This is a genomic window from Streptomyces sp. NPDC026575 (genome assembly GCF_055567415.1).
On sequence record NZ_JBVHQM010000018.1, the window covers coordinates 169,226 to 184,223 of the forward strand.

13 protein-coding genes and 1 pseudogene are annotated in these 14,998 nt (G+C 68.3%); 6 read left to right on the top strand and 8 right to left on the bottom strand.

The genetic code is table 11. The annotated features are described in order from the left end of the window. The first annotated feature begins 1 nt into the window (after position 1). The 3 genes from ACZ4NB_RS24980 (at position 2) to ACZ4NB_RS24990 (ending at position 3,443) form a co-directional block, all read left to right on the top strand. Positions 2-1,477, top strand: coding sequence for an ATP-binding protein (locus ACZ4NB_RS24980; RefSeq protein ID WP_467664868.1), 1,476 nt, complete (start codon positions 2-4; stop codon positions 1,475-1,477). Positions 1,478-1,940: 463 nt separating this feature from the next. Then, positions 1,941-2,129 carry a helix-turn-helix domain-containing protein gene (locus tag ACZ4NB_RS24985; RefSeq protein ID WP_391121893.1) on the top strand — a complete coding sequence of 63 codons (189 nt, stop codon included), beginning with the start codon at positions 1,941-1,943 and terminating at the stop codon, positions 2,127-2,129. A 78-nt stretch (positions 2,130-2,207) separates the two neighbouring features. Further along, positions 2,208-3,443 carry a tyrosine-type recombinase/integrase gene (locus ACZ4NB_RS24990; protein ID WP_467664869.1) on the top strand — a complete coding sequence of 412 codons (1,236 nt, stop codon included), beginning with the start codon at positions 2,208-2,210 and terminating at the stop codon, positions 3,441-3,443. A 161-nt stretch (positions 3,444-3,604) separates the two neighbouring features. Here ACZ4NB_RS24990 and ACZ4NB_RS24995 read toward each other — a convergent pair whose 3' ends face one another. Then, complete coding sequence (locus tag ACZ4NB_RS24995) at positions 3,605-3,769, bottom strand: DUF6355 family natural product biosynthesis protein (protein ID WP_467664870.1); 165 nt, start codon at positions 3,767-3,769, stop codon at positions 3,605-3,607. 611 nt (positions 3,770-4,380) lie between these two features. Here ACZ4NB_RS24995 and ACZ4NB_RS25000 point away from each other — a divergent pair. Beyond that, positions 4,381-5,214 carry an ArsR/SmtB family transcription factor gene (locus tag ACZ4NB_RS25000; RefSeq protein WP_467664871.1) on the top strand — a complete coding sequence of 278 codons (834 nt, stop codon included), beginning with the start codon at positions 4,381-4,383 and terminating at the stop codon, positions 5,212-5,214. An 85-nt stretch (positions 5,215-5,299) separates the two neighbouring features. On the opposite strand, the gene ACZ4NB_RS25005 is transcribed toward ACZ4NB_RS25000, so the two are convergent. The 5 genes from ACZ4NB_RS25005 to ACZ4NB_RS25025 form a co-directional block, all read right to left on the bottom strand. Further along, complete coding sequence (locus ACZ4NB_RS25005) at positions 5,300-6,292, bottom strand: TauD/TfdA dioxygenase family protein (protein ID WP_467664872.1); 993 nt, start codon at positions 6,290-6,292, stop codon at positions 5,300-5,302. Between the two features lie 244 nt (positions 6,293-6,536). Continuing rightward, positions 6,537-6,677, bottom strand: a complete 141-nt coding sequence (locus ACZ4NB_RS25010; RefSeq protein WP_467664873.1) for a hypothetical protein — start codon at positions 6,675-6,677, stop codon at positions 6,537-6,539. 37 nt (positions 6,678-6,714) lie between these two features. After that, on the bottom strand, positions 6,715-7,551 hold the full coding sequence (locus ACZ4NB_RS25015; RefSeq protein ID WP_467664874.1) for a carbohydrate ABC transporter permease: 837 nt from the start codon (positions 7,549-7,551) through the stop codon (positions 6,715-6,717). A 49-nt stretch (positions 7,552-7,600) separates the two neighbouring features. Then, positions 7,601-8,536: a carbohydrate ABC transporter permease gene (locus tag ACZ4NB_RS25020; protein WP_467664876.1), complete on the bottom strand. Its 936-nt coding sequence runs from the start codon at positions 8,534-8,536 to the stop codon at positions 7,601-7,603. A gap of 59 nt (positions 8,537-8,595) precedes the next feature. Then, positions 8,596-9,861 (bottom strand): ABC transporter substrate-binding protein, encoded by a 1,266-nt coding sequence (locus ACZ4NB_RS25025; RefSeq protein ID WP_467664877.1) that lies wholly within the window; start codon positions 9,859-9,861, stop codon positions 8,596-8,598. A 235-nt stretch (positions 9,862-10,096) separates the two neighbouring features. On the opposite strand from ACZ4NB_RS25025, the pseudogene ACZ4NB_RS25030 reads away from it, so the two are divergent. Both ACZ4NB_RS25030 and aac(6') read left to right on the top strand, forming a co-directional pair. Beyond that, positions 10,097-10,681 (top strand): annotated as a pseudogene (locus tag ACZ4NB_RS25030) (hypothetical protein); the annotation flags it as partial. Then, positions 10,655-11,164 (top strand): aminoglycoside 6'-N-acetyltransferase, encoded by a 510-nt coding sequence (aac(6'), locus tag ACZ4NB_RS25035; RefSeq protein WP_467664895.1) that lies wholly within the window; start codon positions 10,655-10,657, stop codon positions 11,162-11,164. The pseudogene ACZ4NB_RS25030 and the gene aac(6'), both read left to right, overlap by 27 nt. Positions 11,165-11,197: 33 nt before the next feature. On the opposite strand, the gene ACZ4NB_RS25040 is transcribed toward aac(6'), so the two are convergent. Both ACZ4NB_RS25040 and ACZ4NB_RS25045 read right to left on the bottom strand, forming a co-directional pair. Further along, a complete protein-coding gene (locus ACZ4NB_RS25040) occupies positions 11,198-13,375 on the bottom strand; it encodes an SUKH-4 family immunity protein (protein ID WP_467664879.1) in 2,178 nt (725 codons plus the stop codon). A 145-nt stretch (positions 13,376-13,520) separates the two neighbouring features. Then, on the bottom strand, positions 13,521-14,998 hold a 1,478-nt coding region (locus ACZ4NB_RS25045; RefSeq protein WP_467664881.1), incomplete at its 5' end, for a toxin glutamine deamidase domain-containing protein.

Sequence of the window (14,998 nt, forward strand, 5' to 3'; positions counted from 1 at the left end):
CATGTCCGAGGAGGAGAAGACCCCGGCCCGCGAGGTCATCACCGACTACGCGCAAGCCCACTTCCGGTACTTCCGTACCACCGAAGGCACCGTCTACGCGCAGAAGAACGGCCACCCCGTGGCTCGCCCGATCCGTTCCCAGGGCACCACGGGCAGCCACCGGCAGGAACTCATGGTCGGTCTCTTCAACGACGGGATCGGCGTGTTCAACGGCACGTCACTCAAGGAGGCGTTGGACTTGATCGAAGCACTCGCGCTGAGCCAGGACGTCCAGCCCACGCACATCCGCGTCGCCCCCGGATACGACGGTGCGACGTGGCTGGACCTGGGCCGCGACGACGGGCAGTCCGTCCGCGTCCACCCCACCGGGTGGGACATCTGCACCCCCGACCCGCGCGAGGTGTGCTGGCGGCGCACCCAGCTCACCGGGGAACTGCCCCTGCCGGCCACGGACACCGACGGCAAGGGCATCGACCTCCTGCTCAGGCTGACCAACTTCGCCACCGCAGAGACCGAATGCCTGGCCCTCGCCTGGCTCATCGGCTGCCTCGGCCCGTCCGTGCCGGTTCCCGCCCCCTTCCTCACCGGCCCGCAAGGCGCGGGCAAGTCCACGGCGGGGCGGATGCTGGTTCGGATCATCGAGGGCATGACCGGCGACCTGCGCCGCGCCCCGAAGGACGAAGAGAACCTGATCACGGCAGTCGCCGCCGGATGGGTCACTGCCCTGGACAACCTGAGCCACCTGGCCCCGGACCTGTCCGACCTGATGTGCTGCATCGTCACCGGAGCCGAGAGCATCAAGCGCGCCCTTTTCAGCGACGGCGACGTCGTCCGCTCCCGCTACCGCCGCCCCCTGCTCCTGACCGGCATCGACGTCGGCGTCATCCGCCCCGACCTCGCCGAACGCCTTCTACCGCTGCGCCTGGAGCGCCCCAGGGTGCGGCGGACCGAGGCGGAACTCTGGACCGAATTCGAAGCAGCCCTGCCTGTCATCCTCGGCTCCCTCCTCGACCTCACCGTCAAGGTCCGGGCGACCGACGCCGACATCCCCACCGACCTGCGGATGGCCGACTTCGCGCACCTGTGCGCGCAGATCGACGCCGCGACCGGCTTCGGTACGCTCCCCGCCTACCGGAGCAGCCTGGACGACCTCAACGACGACGTCATCGAAGGCGACCTGCTCGCGCAGACCGTCCTCAAGCACGCCGCCACCCTCGACCCGGGCACGGAAACGCGGATGACGTCCTCGGAGTGGCTGAACTGCCTCACCGGCCTCTACAGCGGCGACGAACTTCGCCCCCTGCCCAAAGGGTGGCCCACCACCGGGAAAGTTCTCTCGGACCGCCTCAAGCGCCTTCAGCCCACCCTCGCCGCCCGAGGCGTCCTCATCGACTGGGGCCGCACCAAAGAAGGCCGCTACATCGAAATGACCCAACGCCCGGCCCTACCACCCCACGAGCAACACCCGCTGCTCTGACCGGCATCCGCGACCGGCACGGACAAGCAAGAGGAGCACCCCGGGCACACGGGCGGGGGGTGCTCCTCTTGCTGTTCGGCGGAACGCCGCCCCAAGACGCGCCGCGAAGCGGCTCCTTCTTCACGCTTGAAGCGGCACCGCACCACAACAGACACCCCCTCTCTTTTTCCTAAGAAAGGGAATGCTGCGTCACCCGCGTCACCACGGGGCCCGAAACAGCCCCTGAGCTGCTGCGATCCGGATGACGCAGGACGGCTTCGGCTGCGTCATCGCGCGTCACCTGCGTCATCCCATGACGCGCGCCTGCGTCACCGATGACGCATCCCCAACCCTCTGCGTCATCACAAAACCGCAGGCCAGAGGCCATGAGTGACACAGATGACGCGGTGACGCAGAAATCAGAACCTCGGACACACGCGGGCACCCTGCCCGCCGCCACCCCTGATTTTTCAGGAAGGACGTCATGAAGAGGTACCTGACGACTGCGGAAGTCGCCGAGCGCTACCGCACGTCGCCCGCGACCGTCCGCTACTGGCGCTACGCCGGAACCGGCCCGCAGTGCTTCATCAGGCGGGGTCGACACGTCCTGTACGACGCCGAAGCGCTCGACAAGTACGACGCTGAAGAGATCGGAGGCCGATGCGCAGCATGACCCGAAACGGTAATGAACCCCTCCAGAAGGCACGCCACTTCATGGCTGGCGCGTCTTGCTCTGGAGGGAGGGGGACTGATGGCTGACGTGTATGACCGCTGGCACCTGGCCCGACCGCCGGCCGACGCCGAGCCGTGCGAAGCACACAGCACCAAGACGGCGACCGTGTACCCGAGCACGGAGCACGGAGCCGGGAAGCGCTGGCAGGTGCGCTACCGGGATCTGTCCGGCAAGCAGTGCAAGGAGAACTTCGCGAAGAAGACGGCCGCGGAGTCCCGGGCCGCGAAGGTAACGGCCGAACTCGACGGCGGCACGTTCGTGAACCGGGAACTTGGCAAACAGAAGTTCAAGGTCGTTGCTGAGCGCTGGCAGGAGATGGCCGTACACCGCGAGCGGACCGAGACGAATGTCGAGCGGGCGCTACGGCTGCACATCTACCCGACCTTCGGCAACCGGCAGATCGGCAGTATCCAACGGGCAGACGGACAGAAGTGGATCAAAGATCGGTTCGCGGTCATCGCCCCGTCGACGTTCGCGACGCCCTGGAACGTCTGCACCAGCATCCTGAAGATGGCTCACCAAGAGGGCATCATCCCGAAGTACCCGTGGGAGGGTCTCAAGCCGCCCGAGGTGTTCTATCCGGAGATCCACCCGCTCGACCCGGAGGCCGTGAAGGCGCTGATCGTCACCGCGTCCCCGCAGTACCGGGCCCTGGTGCGGCAGGCGGCTTCCACCGGACTCCGCCAGGGCGAGCTGTTCGGCCTGGAAGACGACGAGCCGGCCGAGACCGTCATGGTCAAGCAGCAGCTGATCGGTCCCGACAAGGGCGTGCCGTACCTGGGGGAGCCGAAGACCAAGCAGAGCTACAGGGCAGTTCCCCAGGGGAAGTCTGTTGTCGACGAGATCGAGCGGCACCGCAAGGAGTTCCCGCCCAGGGTCGTGCACATCGAGGACCGGACGAACCGGCGTAAGCCCGTGTGGCGCCATGCCCGGCTGCTGTACACGAGCGAGACGGGCGGGGCGATCCGGCGCGGAAGCTGGGCGAAGCTGTGGGCCCGCAACATCAAGCGGGCGAACGCCTACCTCGCGAAGTCCGGCAGCAAGGTGCGCGTCCCCGAGGGCACTACGCTTCACGATCTGCGCCACTTCTACGCCTCCGTGCTGATCAAGAACGGAGCGACGCCGAAGCAGGTTCAGATGCGCCTCGGTCACGCCAAGCCATCGATCACGCTGAACGTCTACACGCATCTGTGGGAGGCGGAGGCGGACCGGACGGCCGACATGATGGAAGCCGTCCTGAACGATGTGCCCTGAGAGTGCCCTGGGGGCATGGGAGATGGCTGGCTTCCCAGGTCAGGAAGCCAGCCATCCACCCTGTGCGGAGGTGCCGCCCTCGCTCTTGCGTTGGGCAGGGGCCGGGGCGCGCTGCCCCGGGCCCGCCGTCATGCCGTGGTCGTGCCGCCGTCGTGCCGCGGTCAGCAGGTGCGGCCGACGTAGTGCGCGCCCTGGATGGCGCCTGCCGAGCCCAGCCACGTCCTGCCGGGGCCCACACAGCGCTCGTAGTCCGGTGCCAACGCCACCCTCACTTTGATGCCGGGGCACCGTTGGCTCGTGCACGCGGAGAGCGTGGCAGTGGCCACGCGGGGCGGTCACCGGAACTCGCTCGGACGAGTGGGAGAGTTCACTCGGTCGAGTGGGGAGGGTTTGACGTGCGGAAACGTCCGCAATCTGGCCGCAGCGGGCTCCACCGAGGGGCCGGTGGCCCGGGGTTCCCGGGCGAGGGCGGCACCTGTGCGGAGGTGCCGCCCACGCTTTCTCCGGACTCCCCCCTCGGGAGCTGCCGCCACCCCGGTCGGCGCGGGAAGGCGGCCTTCGACGGGGCCGCCGAGCGGCCGGTTGTTTGCCCATCACCCCCCACGGGATCGAGCAATCCGGGCCGTTCGCGCCGCCGTCGAATTGAGTACAGCATTCCGCTCGGCCGCCCGGTCGCGCGACACTTTTCAAGTCTGGCCAAAAGGGCATGGTGACCGCGCGTGTTGGCGTGCATACTCAGGCGTGCCGGGGGCCGACTGAGGAAACCAGAGGTGGGGGTTCGGTGTTACGCGTCCATTTCAGTGGACTCGATCTGGCCCGTGTGCGCATTGCGGCGCGCCCGGACGCACTGTGGGAGACGGTCTTAAGCTTTCATCGACTACGTGACAGGCGCGACGATTCGGCGTTCGGCAAATGGCGATCGGAAACGCGCGGAAGGTTGAATGGCGAAGCGCGTCTGCTGGCGCCGCTGGTGCCCACGCGCGGCTATTTTCCCGATTTCCTGACGCCCGCCGAAGGGCTCCTGGGGATGACCGACGCGCTCGCCGCGCTGCGCGAGACACCGGCCGCCCGGCTGCACGACGAGCTGGGCCGGCTCTCCAGTACGACCCGCCCGCTGCCCGCGTGGATACGGGCGATGGCCGACGGCGAGACCCGCGCCCTGGGCCGCCTCGCCGGCGTACTGCAGCGCTACTACGAGGCGGCCGTCGCTCCGTACTGGGCGCGCGTCCAGAGCCGTATCGAGGCCGACCGCGCCGCCCGCGGCCGGGCCCTGCTCGACGGCGGCGCGGACCGTCTGCTCGCCTCGCTGCCGCCGATGATGCGCTGGCGCCCACCGGTCCTGGAGGCCGACTATCCGGTGGACCGCGAGCTGCATCTCAACGGCCGGGGCCTGCTTCTGCTGCCGTCGTACTTCTGCCGCCGCACCCCGGTCACCTTCCACAACCCGGACCTGACGCCCGTCCTGGTCTACCCGGTGGAGCACCAGTCGCCCCGCCTCACGCCGAACGCGGCGCAGGAACGTTCCCTCGGGCGGCTCGTCGGCCAGACCCGTTCGGCGATACTCCAGGGCATCGGCGTCGGCTGCACCACCAGCGAACTCGCCCGCCGCGCCGACGTCTCGCTGGCGTCCGCCAGCCAGCACGCGACCGTGCTCCGCGACGCCGGACTGCTCACCACCCTGCGGCAGGGCAACGCGGTGCTGCACACCCTGACCCCGCTGGGCGCGGCCCTGCTGCGCGGGGCGCGGGCGGAGGGCGTGGGCGCGGGATAGCGGCGGGCGCGGCGCATGAGCCGGGGTACGAGCCGGGGCACGGGTGGCCGACGGGCGGGGCGCGCGGCGGGCGGCGTGGCCCGCGTCAGTACGGGCGATCACCCGCGATGGCGACCCGTTCGGCCAGCCGGCGGTGCGCCCCGTAGTCGTTCACCGCGTAGTGCTGAGTGGCCCGGTTGTCCCAGAACGCGACGTCCCCCGCCCGCCAGCGCCAACGGACCTGGAACTCCGGTACGTGCGCCTGCTGGAAGAGCAGCCGCAGCAGCCGGTCGCTCTCGGCCTCCGCCAGCCCCACGATCCGGGTGGTGAAGGACGCGTTGACGAACAGCATCCGCCGCCCGGTCTCCGGGTGCCTGCGCACCACCGGATGCTCGACGGGAGGGAACTCCACCTGGAATGGGGCCAGTTGGGCCTCGGAGTAGAAGCGCGCGAAGCCCGGAAGATAGTCGTGCACCGCACGCGCGGAATTGATCCGCGTCCGGATTTTCGAAGGCAAATTGTCGTATGCCGCCGCCATATCGGCCCACATCGTGTCCCCACCGGCGGGCGGGACCTCGCGCAGCTGCAACACCGCCCCGAGCGCCGGGCGTTCCCGGAACGTGACATCGGTGTGCCATACGTTCTCGAACGTGGGGGCCGCGCCGGCGGCCTTGTCGAACCGCACCACATCCATCGAATCCCCCTGCGCCAGGAGTGGATTGGTCTCCAACTCTCCCCAATTGGCGGCGAATTCGCGCTGGGCGGCGGAGCTGAGATGCTGCCCCCGGAAGAAGAGTACCTTCCACTCCAGCAGGGCCCGGTTCAGCTCCCCGCGCAGCGCCCCGGACAGCGGCCGGGACAGGTCCAGCCCACGGATCTCGGCCCCGATGGTGGCGGCCTGCGGCACCACCTCGAAGCGCTCGTACGGCCGGTCCTCCCAGTCGTCGGGCGTACGCCGCAGGACGCGCGGCCCCTCGTACAGCCCGTCGGCGGGGATGCGGTGGGGGCGCAGGGCGGGGGCGGTGGGTGAGGTGGGTGCGATGGGCGCGGTGCGTGCGGTGGATTGCGCAGCGGGGGTGGGTGTGGCGGGGAGCGTCATCGGGTCCTCCTGGAGGGAAGGCGCGGGGAGGGGAGGGGAGAGGAGGGGCGCGGGGCGTCGCGCCAGGGGCGTGCGTGCGCGGCGTCGCACGGCGGGGCGCGAGGGGGCCGACGGGTCGGGGGATTGCCGGGACGGGCCGTAGCGGACCGTCAGACCGCCGTAGGAACCCGAGCGTGTGGTGCCGGAACCCGTCAGGCCGTCAGTCAGGCCGTACCGAGACCGCACGGGCCACGGCGGACCGCCGTCAGGCCGTACCGGAACAACAGGCCGGGGGAGAGCCCACCCGGCCCCGGCGGCGCAGGAAGCTCAGGCCGCGCGGCGCGCACTCGCCGTGGGGGCCGCGTTCGCGCGACTCCGCCTCACAGACGTCCAGGTGCGTGCTCATGCCACGCACCGTACCCGATACGCCGCCCTGCCACGCCTCAGTCATCGATCCCGCTGCGCTCCACCCCTGCGACGATGTACCGCTGGAGCAGCAGGAAGACGACCACCAGCGGGGCGATCGAGACGGCCGCGGCCACGAACAGCTCGTGCAGATTGAGGTTCTGCGCGGTGGTGAACGTGGAGAGCGCCACCTGCACCGTCCACGCCTCCTGGTCCTGACCGATCACCAGTGGCCACAGGAACGCGTTCCAGGCCCCGATGAAGACGATCGTGCCGACGGCGGCGAAGACCGGGCGGGTGTTGGGCACCACGATGCGCCAGTACGTCCGCCAGTGGCCGAGCCCGTCGACCCGCGCCGCATCCTCCAGCTCCTTGGGGAAGCCCAGGAAGTACTGCCGGAAGACGAAGCAGGCGAAGGCGCTGAACAGCGTCGGAATGATCAGCCCGCGCAGCGTCGAGATCCACCCCAGCGTGGACACCAGCACAAAGCTCGGGACGAACGTCACGGCCGCCGGCACCATCAGCGTCCCCAGGATCGCGTAGAAGACGACATTGGCGTATCGGTACGGAATCCGGGCCAGGCCGTACCCCGCGAGCGAGGCCAGCACGACCGTACCGACCGTCGTCGACACCGCGATCAGCGTGGAGTTGAGCAGCGCCCGCCCCATGGGGAGGTTCGGATCCCGGAAGACCTCGGTCAGATTCGACCACTGCAGATCGTGCGGGAAGAACGTCCACTGCGGAGCGGTGATGTCCTGCTCGGTCGCCAGCCCGTTGCGCACCAGCAGATAGAACGGGACCAGGAACAGCAGTGCCAGCGCGATCAGCAGCACCACCCGCAGCGCCCGTCCCACCCTCGTCAGCGCATCGCCCATGCCGGTCACTCCTCTTCCCTTCGGTCCGCTCCCTTTCCCTCCGCCGCCCTCAGTCCGCTGCCTTGCGGCCGAGACCGAACCAGCGGGCCTGCACCACCGTCGCCAGCGCGATGATCAGCGCCAGGATCACCGCACCCGCACTGCCCAGCCCGAGGTTCTGGTCCTGCCCCAGCGCCGTGTAGTAGAGGTAGACCAACGGCGGCCGGGCGTACGGCGGGTAGCCGCGGGCATCGCTCAGCAGGTTGTAGAACTCGTCGAACGCCTGGAACGCGTTGATCACCAGCAGCAGCACTACCGCCACGGACGTCGCCCGCAGCTGCGGAAAGGTCAGGTGCCGGAAGGTCTGCCAGCCGGGGCGCGCCCCGTCCACCGCGGCCGCCTCGTACAGCCCCGGCGAGATCCGCTGCAGCCCGGCCAGGAACAGAATCATGTAGAACCCGGCCTGCAACCACAGCCGTACGGTCACGATGACCAGCCAGTACCACGGTGGATCGGTGGTCGACAGCCAGGCCGTCTGATCGGCGCCGAACCACCCCAGGACGGTGTTGGCCAGCCCGAACCGCACCCCGTTGAAGATCGACAGCTTCCATATCAGCGCCGCGACCACATACGAGCAGGCGGTCGGCAGGAAGAACACCGACCGGAAGAATGCCTGGGCGACGCGCAGTCGGTTGACCATCAGCGCCAGGGCGAGCGAGAGCGTGTAGGTGGCCGGCACGATGAAGGCGGTGAACAGCAAGAACGTGCCCAGGCTGCCGAGGAACGACGCATCGCTCAGCATCGCGCCGTAGTTGCCCAGCCCGACGAAGTCCGCACCGGCCGGACTGACCGTGTTGTGCGCGTCGAAGAAGCTGAGGTAGACGCTCCAGGCCAGCGGCACATAGGTGAACAGCCCCAGCCCGAGCGCGAACGGCCCGACGAACACCCAGAACCACAGATTCCGCCGCTGCGGCCCGAGCAGCCGAGCCCGTAACCCGATCGCCATCCCGTTCCCCACCCTCACTCCTTCCGCATCGGCTACTTCTTCGGCTACTTCTTCTTCGGCTACTTCTTCCTGGCGCGCTGAAGCTCGGCATTCACCTTCCGCACCACACCCTTCAGCTCGCTCTCCGGGTTGGCGCCGTCCTTGACGATCCGGCTCAGCGCGTCCTGATAGGCCGTACGGTCCGCCGTCGTCCACAGCAGCGGCTCGGCGTGGCCGTACTCCGTCGCGTACCGCACCGCGTCCGCGGCCGCACCCTCCCGCAGCTCCGCGGCCTTCTTCGCCAACGAGATCCGCGCCGGGATGTGGAACCCGTACGACAGCGCGAAGTCCCGCTGGAAATCGGTCCGCTCCACCCACAGCCACTTGGCGAACGCCTTCGCCTCCGCCTTGCGCGCGCTGCGCGCACTGACCGCGGAGCCATAGGCCCCCACGGGAACGGCCGGCTTGCCTCCGCTCCCGTCCTTCGGGAAGGGCAGCACCCCGAAGTCGTCCCCCAGCGCCTTCTTGATCTGCGGCAGCGCCCACAGCCCCGACCACTGCATCGCGGTCAGCCCCTGGATGAACGCGGCCGGATCGGACCAGTCCGTGGGCGCCCCCAGCAGCAGCGACTTGTCCGCGTACAGCTGCCGGATCTTCCCCAGCGCCCGGGCCGCGGCCGGATCGTCGAACCCGACCTTCCCGTCCTCGTCGATCAGACTCAGCCCGGCGGCGAACAGCGGGGTCCCACTGAGCACCCCCACCCCGCCGTCGTTCCCCAGGAACAGCCCCTTGCCCTTGCCGCCCTTACTGCTGAGCGCCTTCGCCGCGTCCACCAACGCGTCGAGCGTCCGCGGCGGTTCCACCCCGGCATCCTTCAGCGCGCTCTTGCGGTAGTAGAGCAGCTGCATGTCGATGGCCTGCGGAATGCCCCAGATCTTGTCCCGCCAGATCTTCGGCGCGAGCACGGCCTGATGGAAGTCGTCCTGCACCGGCTCCACCTCGGCGGTCAGATCGACCACCTGCCCGCCCTGGATCTGATCCAGCAACGGGCCGTTGACCTCGAAGACGTCCGGCCCCGAGTCGGTCAGCAGCGCGGCCGCGGTCTGCCGGTCGTAATCACCCGGCCGCCACTGCACCGACACCTTCGCCTTCTTGTACGCCGCGGCATACCGCTTCACGGCCTGCTGGGTCCCCGGCTCCCCGTACTGGTGGTACCACTGACGGAGCCCGGTCCCCGAACCCCCGTTCCCACGCCCCGTATTGGACCCACAGGCGGTGGCCAACGCGGCAGCGAGAGCCACCCCGCCACCGGCCGCCAGCACCCGCCGTCTGTCGATCCCCGCCATACAGCTCAGCCCCCTGCCGCTCGCCACTGCCGGCCACCGTCTGATCGCCGTCCGCTCACTGCCTGCTCACTGCCTGTTACCTCACTATGAACCATCCTCGCGCGCGTTCTATGCCCACCTACGCCGACGAACCACGCACGTTGCCGCGCATCGTGTCCTTGGGTCCCTGCGCCTCCGGGCCCCCAAGCCCGACAAATCGATCGCGTAGGCGGGTCCCTGCTGCCACCCTGCTCCCATGAACGACACCCCGGCAGCCACTCCCGCCCCCGCCCCCGCCCCCGGCCCTGCCCATGCCCCTGCTGAACTGCTGCTGATCGGCGGCCGGGCCGGCGTGGGCAAGACGACAGTCGGCTGGGAGGTCTCCGCCCTCCTGCGGAGCGCCGACGTCCCCCACGCCATCATCGAAGGCGACTTCATGGGGCAGGTGCACCCCGCCCCGGACGACGACCCGCACCGCTCCCACATCACCGAACGCAACCTCACGGCGATCTGGTCCCACTACGCCCAACTCGGCTACCGACGCCTCATCTACACCAACACCGTGAGCGTCCTCCCCGAGAACACGGCGATGTTCCAGCGCGCCATCGGGGAAGGCACCCGCATCGTGCGGGTCCTCCTCACCGCCTCCGACGCCAGCGCCGCCGAACGCCTGACCGCCCGCGAACTCGGCTCAGAACTGGACCACGAGCTGGAGGGCAGCGCCCGCAAGGCGCGGCTCCTGGACGAGCGCGCCTCCGCCGACACCATACGAGTGGCCACCGATGGCCGGACCGTCCCGGACATCGCGGCTGATGTGCTCGCGGCCACCGGGTGGGTCGGTGGCACCCCCACCCCGCTTCGCGGCGCTTCGGTCCTCCTCCGTCCGACGCAGCGCGCCGACACCGCCACCCTCGACCGGATCGTCCGCGAACCGGCGGTCGCGGCCTGGTGGTCGGCGCCGGACGACTACGACGACATGCTCGCCATCGTCCTCGACGGCAAGGTCATCGGGGCGATCCAGTACGAGGAGGAGACCGACCCCGAATACCGCCACGCGAGCATCGACATCTTCCTTGCGACCGCCCTGCACGGCCGCGGCCTCGGTACGGACGCCGTCCGCACACTGGCCCGCTGGCTGATCCACGAACGCGGCCACCACCGCCTGACCATCGACCCGGCCGCAGCCAACACCGCAGCGATCCACAGCTACCGCAAGGTCGGTTTCAAGCCAGTCGGCATCCTGCGCGCCTACGGACGCGACCACCGGACGGGCGACTGGTCGGACGGACTGCTGATGGATCTGATCGCGGAGGAGCTGAGCTGACCCTGGGCTGGGCGCGCAGCGTCGACCGTGTTCTCACACCATGTCAGGGTCGTCCCAGTGGCCGCTGAGAATGGCGGTCCAGTGGGGGTGTGAGGCAGCAACCGGGTCGATCTCGCGAGCCCAGGAGGCCAGGCTGCGCTTCGCGTCCAACTCTTCCGCCCAGACGGTGAATCCGCTTTCGCGGCGCTTCACTGTGAGAGCCAGCAACGTACAGGTCTGCCTCAGACCACTGCTGACGAGGCAGCCGGCATCGCCATCTCCCACATCCGTGACGAAGAGGTGGCCTGAAGTGCCATCCAGCAGCAGCTCCCCCCTGACCCATCTGCCGACGTGGAAGAAGGGGCCGGGGCCGGCGGAGGCGGGCAGGACGGATGGGCGGGCGACCTCTGCAATGGCAGGCGACTGCGCGAAGGCGAGGTATCTGAAGTCTTCGCCGAGGGCCGGGAGACCGACCTCGGTCAGAAAACGTACGGTGTCGGCGTGCACGATGCCGTCCGGCAGTTCGCTGCGGGACATGGTGTGACACGCGCCTCTCCCGAAAGCGCTCTCGTACCACGATCGTGCAGGCGGAGCATCGGCCTGCAATGCGTCGGGCAGAGGCCAGACCGCGGAGGTGTTGTGCGTGGTGAGCAGGGGGCGACTACGCCATTGAGGCTTGCCGATCACGCGAGTCGGATCGGATACACGGAGGGCGTAGATACCTCCGGCACCACCACGGACCTGCATTCCATCGGCCGCCTTGACCAGGCATGTGGTCGACGAGGGGGCTCTCGGCGCAGGCATCTGTTCCGCTTCGTCCGGCTCTCCCACCGGTTCGAACGCTCGGCCGCTCGCCTGGTCGATGTCGGTGTCGTCGTCGTAATGCAGTTGAACCTGCACTGCGTTGCCCAGAGGCTCTCCGTCATCGAGGCTCCACAGCCTTTCGACGGCATACCAGTCCGCATCGGGATCCACGTCGTCTTCCAGCTCGTCCTCGTCGATCTCCAGCTGACTGGCGACCACATCGACGCCGTTTGCGACGCCGACGACGAGTTCCTCCGCCTCCGCGGTGTCGTGGCGAGGTGACGGACCGAACAGGCTGAAGGGCCGCCAGCGGGACCAACAAGTCAGCCACGGGAGTTCACCGGCCGCACGTGACAGCCCCTCGGCGAATTCCGTGGCACCGCGATTCAGCGATGCCCAGTGGAGCCAGGAGAGCCATTCCTCGTGGGTGGTGGGCTCGATGCCGGCTGCCTCAAGGTAGTGGGCATCCGAGGCCGGCAGCCCTGCCGGGATTCCTGCGGGGTAGGCGATGGAAAGTCCGGTGAGCAGCGCGTGTCGGTCGACATTCGCGAGGAATCCCGGATCCTGTGCGAGGTCGGCCAGCACGCCGGCCGCCGCGCAGTGGAGGGGGAGCGCACGGGAGGCGTAATCCGCCACTGGGTCTTGTGCACGCCAGGATTCGGGAAGGTCGTTGCGGCGAAGCGACTGATCGAGCAGGGCGTCGACGATGAGTGTCTGCTCCCCCTGGGTGAGCGGCATGTCGCTGCGAAGCAGCTGGCGCACGCCGTCCGCGTGAAATGCAACGCGCTCTGTTCCTGCATCGTCGGACCACGACGTCAGAAGATGCGGCAGGGCGCTGACCGCGTGGTGCAGGTCGGCGAGAGCACCTGGAAGACCGAGTGGAGAGCAGAGAGCGGACCATGCCTCAAGCGGGACATCTCGGGTCTCGGCAGCGGCCAGCGCGCGCAACTGAGGGAATCTCGCGAGGGATTCGCTCAACGTCGGTTCGGAACTGGCGGGTGCTTCGAGCGGCGGAAGAATCTCCACTTCGAGGCCCGACGGCAGCGGTGCCCGTACCTGTTCCTCGTCCACTTCGAAGAGGACAGCGACCGGGCACTTGGTGCTGCGAAGAAGCGGAATGACGACGTGACTGAGCACGCGCTCGGGCTCTCCTGACGTAGCCGTCACGCCCGCCCACTGAACATTGGCGAAGAGAACGACAGCTTTCTCCTTGCCCTGCGTCCAGTGCGCGAACGCGTCGGCCAGCGGGGTGTTGCGGGAACGGAGGAACCGTTCGTCGAATCCCCAGTCGCTGATCAGTCGCGTAGCCACTTCATCGGCCGCCAGACCGCGGCAGTCGACATACAGGGTGTCCGGGCAGAATTCTTGGACAGCCTGTTCTGCCAGCCGCAGGCAGGAGGTCTTTCCGGAGCCGACCGGGCCGGTCACGGGGAGCTTGAGGCGGCGCGGCCCTGGCTCCTGCAGCCACTCTGTCAGGCGGGTGACGACAGCGCTCCGGGACACGGCACTTCACTCCGATCGTTCGCGAGATGTATGGGGCGGTGATGCGAGCGGCACGGTACTACGCGGTTGGCTATTCGTGCACCTTGAGCCATATACGCAGCAACTCGCCGCGGACGCGGTCCATATCGTCCTTCCACTGCTGCTTGAGCGCCTCTTGGGCTTCCTTCGTCGTATCGCCGTCGGCGAAGTCCCCATAGCGGTAGCTGGTTCCGTAGGAAACCTCCATGGGGTTCTTCTGCGCTGGCGGGGCCGGCATGCCCTGCTTCTTCATCTCGCCGTGCGGGACGCGGTCCGTATTATCCGGGCGGTCCAGGTTTTCACTGATGTAGTGAGCACAAGCCGCGCCGCCGAGGTCGCCGGCATTTCCGCACGGCTCGTATTCGGTGAACATCGCCGTACGCTTGAACTTGTTTTTGTCGAGTTCGCGCAGTCCCTCACCTGCGGCAGGCTCCGAGTGATCCGGGTTCAGGACTCCTTCGCCCGGGGGGACAGACGATCCGATGATGAAGTGTACGGCCTTCGTGTTCCCGTCGCCGTCGGTCTCCGTGACTTCGTATACTGCGTAATTCCGTCCCGAGAAATCCGGCAGGGCTGCCGTGTCCGGCGTCTTGGAATCCAAGATGCCCTTGATGCGATCCCGCTCTGTTCTGAGGTCGCGTCGATATTTCTTGGCTTCCTCGGGCGTCATGTTGTCGGGTTCCGGGACATTCTTTTGGGCTACGTATTCGATCACCCGCCCTCGGGTGTCATTGATTTTCTTTTCGCCCGGCTTGTGGTCCTTGTGGTGCTGGAGTCCCTCCGGGTTGATGTTGTGCCCGTCTATCTCAGTGTGCTGTGCGTGATAGTCGTAGCTCATCCGGGCGAGGCAGGAGACGGTGGCCAGTCTTTCGTGCTGCTTGAGCCCCTTGTAGTTGTCGCCCAAAAGGTTGCCCAGGTCGTCTTCGCTGATCCGGCCGTGGTCCCGGATGTGATCGAAGACGTTCTGCAGCGGTGACTTGCCCGTCTCCGCGTCGCGCTCCGCCCACCCGTCCAGGTTGCCCAGGACCCTGTCCCAGTTCACCTGACGCACGACGTGCGTCTCGCGGAGGCGTTGTTGCGCCTCGTCGCCGAGCATGCCTTGGACAGTGTGGTCCGGCCCTTGCTCCTGCCCGTAACCGGGAGTGCCTTCCGCCTGATGGGAGTCGAGAGGCTGCTGCATCGCCTCGCGGGTCTCCTTCGCCGGACGAGTTTTCTTCTTCTTGGGTGCGGGCTTTTCCTTGTCGTCGGACGTGTCGTCCGCCTTGTGCTTCCCCGCCGGCTCGGCCGGTGGCCGGCGAGTCCCGTCGGCGCCGGGAGGCGTGGGAGTTCCGCTACTCGTGGTGGGGCGGCGGTTGGGGTCGAGGGGGATGGCGTGGACGCCGTTGGAGCCGTCGTGGAGGGGTTTGTTGCTGGTGTTGCCGGTTTGGGCGTCGACGTAGGTGATTTTGCCGTTGTGGTTGACGGCGTTCCAGGCGTGGGCGCGGCCGTTGCGGTCCTGGGTGATGATGACGGCTTGGGAGCCGGGGCCGG

Coding starts and splice junctions, on each gene's coding strand:
- ACZ4NB_RS24980 (WP_467664868.1), top strand. CDS start 2: ATGTCCGAGGAGGAGAAGACCCCGGCCCGCGAGGTCATCACCGACTAC.
- ACZ4NB_RS24985 (WP_391121893.1), top strand. CDS start 1,941: ATGAAGAGGTACCTGACGACTGCGGAAGTCGCCGAGCGCTACCGCACG.
- ACZ4NB_RS24990 (WP_467664869.1), top strand. CDS start 2,208: ATGGCTGACGTGTATGACCGCTGGCACCTGGCCCGACCGCCGGCCGAC.
- ACZ4NB_RS25005 (WP_467664872.1), bottom strand. CDS start 6,292: ATGACGCTCCCCGCCACACCCACCCCCGCTGCGCAATCCACCGCACGC.
- ACZ4NB_RS25010 (WP_467664873.1), bottom strand. CDS start 6,677: ATGAGCACGCACCTGGACGTCTGTGAGGCGGAGTCGCGCGAACGCGGC.
- ACZ4NB_RS25015 (WP_467664874.1), bottom strand. CDS start 7,551: ATGGGCGATGCGCTGACGAGGGTGGGACGGGCGCTGCGGGTGGTGCTG.
- ACZ4NB_RS25020 (WP_467664876.1), bottom strand. CDS start 8,536: ATGGCGATCGGGTTACGGGCTCGGCTGCTCGGGCCGCAGCGGCGGAAT.
- ACZ4NB_RS25025 (WP_467664877.1), bottom strand. CDS start 9,861: ATGGCGGGGATCGACAGACGGCGGGTGCTGGCGGCCGGTGGCGGGGTG.